Source organism: Acinetobacter sp. YH12039 (assembly GCF_013420015.1).
Lineage (GTDB): Bacteria > Pseudomonadota > Gammaproteobacteria > Pseudomonadales > Moraxellaceae > Acinetobacter > Acinetobacter amyesii.
Window position 1 is genome coordinate 1 of sequence record NZ_VOZA01000099.1, and the last position, 3,690, is coordinate 3,690.

Below are 3,690 nucleotides of genomic sequence, written 5' to 3' on the forward strand. Positions count from 1 at the left end.
ATATATATCGTTGGCAGAAGAAATTATTTAGACCAATTATCAAAAACTTCATTGATGACTTTATTCTCGATAAAAATCATCTGCTACCACAGAGAATCTATAAATGATAGTGCGTAAGTCCTATAATTATTATTTTTTACAATCTCTTAAATTAACCTTTCTGAACCAAATAATGGAATTCTTTATTTCCATTTTCATCAAGACGTTCTTCTTGAAGCAAAAGCTCATGACCTAAATGCATACAAAATTTCGGAATATCCCAAGAGGTCGAATTATCTGTTGCAAAAACCTCAACAATATCACCCGATTTTGATTTACGAATGGCTTGATGCAACATCATCACAGGCTCAGGGCAACGTAAGCCACGGGTGTTTAATTGAATTGATGGGGGCACAGAAGGCTCAGACATTAGAAAACTCAGTATTAAAATCTAGGGCTATTTTAGCATAATCCTAACGACCGAATGTTAGCTTGAAAAATGCAGATGATAACGTCTTAAAATGACTTGATCGCTCATCATCTAGATCAACATTAACAATAGACAACTGTATTTTCTACGGTATGATAAAATCATCATTTATTAGATATTAAGAGTCTTTAGGAAAGATCATGCAAGAGGAATCCGGCCCGTCGTGGGGCATGCGCGGCTTACGTAAATGGCTGGGCACTGCACCAGAAACCCGTGACGAACTGTTGAAATTGGTACAAGATTCACGTCGCTTCTTAGAACCCGATACAGTTGCCATGCTCGAAGGGGTACTCGACTTACCTGCAACTAAAATCCGCGAGGTCATGACCCCCCGTACTGCGATGATCAGCTTGCAAGAAGATGATGAGCTATTAGATATTTTGCATGTACTTGTTGAATCTGCACACTCACGTTTCCCAGTCTTTTCCTCAGACCAGCCTGACAATGTCGTCGGTATTTTGTTGGCCAAAGATTTGTTGCCATTTTTGACAGAACCGACCACCAAAGTCGATATTCGTGCATTAATGCGTCAACCCTTATTTGTACCCGAGAGCGCGCGTTCTGACCAAGTTTTACGTATGTTGAAAAATACCCAAACCCATATCGCTGTAGTGATTGATGAATATGGCACAACTTCAGGCTTAGTCACTTTAGAGGACATTCTTGAAGAAATTGTGGGTGAAATTGAAGATGAACACGACAAAGTCGATGAAGAAGCTCAATTTATCATTCCAGATGAAGACCCACTAAGTGCAAATACATGGTTGGTTCAAGCACTTACACCAATTGAACACTTTAACAATCTTTTAGATGCTGATTTTTCAGATGATGAAGTAGAAACTGTGGGCGGCTTACTGCTACAAGAAATGGGCTTGGTCAGTGATTTACAAGGTCAAGTGATTGAACTTGAAAACTGGGAGTTTACCATTTTGGAGGCAGATGCACGTACCATTCATCTGATCCGAGCTGTCCGTAAATGAGAACCTACTTTGATAAGCTGCTAAACCACTCACAACAAAAAAAACAGCTACCTTTCATCTATCCTTTGCTGATTGCATTATTTTCAGGTGCCATCTTCAGCTTGTCGCTGGCACCTTATCATTATTGGTGGTTGGCAATTTTATCTCCAGCCCTGTTGTATGCCTGCCTAAGTCAACGTGCACCTAAACAATCGTTTTTCATTGGTATAGCTTATGGCTTCGGCTTATGGTTTGTCGGGGCTTTTTGGCTGTATACCTCGATCCATGTCTATGGTGATACCAATTCAGCACTCAGTGTTTTGATGATTGCCATTATGGCAATTGTGATGGGGCTGTTTACCGCAGTTCAGAGTTGGCTCTACCGCCGCTTCTTTCCAGAAACACCACTGACCTTTGCGCCACTGTGGGTGTTTTTCGAGTGGAGTAAAACTTGGGTCTTTACCGGTTTTCCATGGCTGTTTGCAGGTTATGCCTTTACTGAACGATTCCTCGATGGTTATGCGCCATTATTCGGGATCTTTGGAGTGTCTTTTGCGGTCATTGTATTGGCCTGTGCCTTGGTTGAAATCCTACGTAAACGCATCTTCTGGATTGTTCCATCTGCCCTTGTTTTGCTCGGTGCTTGGGGTGCAGCGCAACTGCAATTTGTTCAGCCTAAAAATGAAAAACCGCTGAGTGTTTCCTTAATTCAAGGCAATATTCCACAAGATTTAAAATGGTTAACAGAATACCAAGCTCAAACCTTAATGAAATATGCGTCATTAAGTCGGACCGAATGGGGCCGTGATGTCATTGTTTGGCCAGAATCCTCCATTCCAATGTTCCAAACCGATATTGAGCCGTTTTTGGATGCGATGAAAGTCCAAGCCAATAAAACAGGTACGGCTTGGGTGACAGGTATTCCCTATTGGGATTTGGCAGAATCACAGCAAAACCAACACCCTATGTATTACAACACCATCATGGCAACTGGTGATGAATCTTCTGGTCTATACAAGAAGCAACGTCTAGTCCCCTTTGGTGAATACATTCCGCTTTCAGGGATGTTAAGTTGGGTACTACCTGCCCTACAAAATGACCCGTCGATGAGTGGCTTTTCACGTGGTGCAAACAACCAAAAGCCTTTGAATGTTAAAGGTCATGATTTAGGTGCGGCGATTTGCTATGAAGTGGCTTATCCTAACTTAACGCGCCGTAATGCCAGTCAAAGTGACTACCTAGTGACTATTTCCAATGACGCTTGGTTTACTGGAACAGCGAGCCCACATCAGCACCTACAAATGGTTCAAATGCGTGCCAAAGAAAATGGCCGTTGGTTTATCCGTGCAACCAATACTGGCATTACCGCCTTTATTGATCATAATGGCCACATTGTGAAACAAGCACCGATGGATAAAGATGCGGTACTGCGTGGTGATTTACCTGCCATGCAAGGCGAGACACTTTACACTCGCTTAAGTGATTGGCCTGTGTTGTTTTTCTCATTCTTGTTGTTGATTCTCGGTTGGATTTATCGCCCGCGTAAAGTTGATATTTCTTTTAAATCACGCCGTTAATTCCGCTACAAAAGATCAAAAAAACCGAGCTTTGGCTCGGTTTTTTATTGATAAACTTTCAGGGTGCCAGTTCACCCTACTTTTTCAAAGTAACTTGGTGCCTAGGGGAATCTCTGTATCAGGCACACAAAGAGCAACATGCCCCTCTGCATTATGAAAGCCTGTGACCAAACACTCTGACTGGATCGGACCAATTTGTTTTTTTGGAAAATTCACGACGGCAACGACCAATTTTCCCAATAGATTTTCCGGCTGATATAGCTGTGTAATTTGCGCACTGGATTTTTTAATGCCCAGTTCCTCTCCAAAATCCACATGGAGAATGTACGCGGGTTTACGTGCTTGCTCAAAGACTTCAGCCTGCACAATTTTCCCCACACGTAATTCAACTTTCAAAAAATCTTGCCAATCGATCTGTTGCATTTTTCCCTCTTGCTTTTCTTTGTTGTACTTCATCCAACTATCTAAGATCTGATATGTAAAGATTATAAAAATTTCATTCAGGCTGACGATATGTGAAACAGACATTCGATGCGTCAAAACGGACAAAGCAAGGTTATTAGGACTTACGCATTGACGGATTCAAAAAAGTATTAAAATACTTTATAAAGTATCTGTGATCAGACGAATTAAAAATGCTTCTACAGCAACTTGTACTCTACCCATTTATATGGGCTTTCTCATG

At 41.5% G+C, this 3,690-nt stretch carries 4 protein-coding genes and 1 pseudogene; 3 read left to right on the plus strand and 2 right to left on the minus strand.

The genetic code is table 11. The annotated features are described in order from the left end of the window. A pseudogene (locus FTT98_RS17405) lies at nucleotides 1-107 on the plus strand (IS701 family transposase); the annotation flags it as partial. A gap of 44 nt (nucleotides 108-151) precedes the next feature. Here FTT98_RS17405 and tusA read toward each other — a convergent pair. Next, a complete protein-coding gene (gene tusA, locus FTT98_RS17410; protein ID WP_078189780.1) occupies nucleotides 152-409 on the minus strand; it encodes a sulfurtransferase TusA in 258 nt (85 codons plus the stop codon). A 200-nt stretch (nucleotides 410-609) separates the two neighbouring features. Here tusA and FTT98_RS17415 point away from each other — a divergent pair, with 200 nt between their 5' ends. Both FTT98_RS17415 and lnt read left to right on the plus strand, forming a co-directional pair. Next, nucleotides 610-1,449 (plus strand): HlyC/CorC family transporter, encoded by an 840-nt coding sequence (locus FTT98_RS17415; RefSeq protein WP_078189781.1) that lies wholly within the window; start codon nucleotides 610-612, stop codon nucleotides 1,447-1,449. Continuing rightward, a complete protein-coding gene (gene lnt / locus FTT98_RS17420) occupies nucleotides 1,446-3,005 on the plus strand; it encodes an apolipoprotein N-acyltransferase (RefSeq protein ID WP_180177604.1) in 1,560 nt (519 codons plus the stop codon). Before FTT98_RS17415 ends, lnt begins: the two co-directional genes overlap by 4 nt. Before the next feature lie 84 nt (nucleotides 3,006-3,089). On the opposite strand, the gene FTT98_RS17425 is transcribed toward lnt, so the two are convergent. Further along, nucleotides 3,090-3,428, minus strand: a complete 339-nt coding sequence (locus FTT98_RS17425; RefSeq protein WP_180042366.1) for a tRNA-binding protein — start codon at nucleotides 3,426-3,428, stop codon at nucleotides 3,090-3,092. Nucleotides 3,429-3,690: the final 262 nt, after the last annotated feature.

Coding starts and splice junctions, on each gene's coding strand:
- tusA (WP_078189780.1), bottom strand. CDS start 409: ATGTCTGAGCCTTCTGTGCCCCCATCAATTCAATTAAACACCCGTGGC.
- FTT98_RS17415 (WP_078189781.1), top strand. CDS start 610: ATGCAAGAGGAATCCGGCCCGTCGTGGGGCATGCGCGGCTTACGTAAA.
- lnt (WP_180177604.1), top strand. CDS start 1,446: ATGAGAACCTACTTTGATAAGCTGCTAAACCACTCACAACAAAAAAAA.
- FTT98_RS17425 (WP_180042366.1), bottom strand. CDS start 3,428: ATGCAACAGATCGATTGGCAAGATTTTTTGAAAGTTGAATTACGTGTG.